Source organism: Paraburkholderia sp. SIMBA_030, from assembly GCF_046535245.1.
Lineage (GTDB): Bacteria > Pseudomonadota > Gammaproteobacteria > Burkholderiales > Burkholderiaceae > Paraburkholderia.
Map to the genome: position 1 here is coordinate 1 of NZ_JAWRXB010001549.1, position 239 is coordinate 239.

1 protein-coding gene is annotated in these 239 nt (G+C 46.9%); it reads right to left on the bottom strand.

Annotation, left to right across the window (positions count from 1 at the left end; all coding sequences use genetic code 11):
• Window positions 1-239: class II fructose-bisphosphate aldolase (locus tag SB772_RS45220; protein WP_410839178.1), on the bottom strand; the 239-nt coding region annotated here is incomplete at both ends.

Genomic DNA, 239 nt, shown 5'->3' on the forward strand with positions numbered 1-239 from the left:
CCATCATCACTGATGAAAAACCAAGCTGGATTGAGCGTTGGCAGATAGCTGGCGACATACCGTGATCTTGATGCATTACTACTGGAATATGTGGCCATTCTTCGATCGCAGCGATAATCAAATGACGCAAAAATGCTGACCCTGCATAGTTACGTGCGCCTGCACTGGCTTGGACAATAACGGGTGAATCACAAGCATCCGCAGCCATCATGATTGCACGCATTTGCTCTAAGTTATTG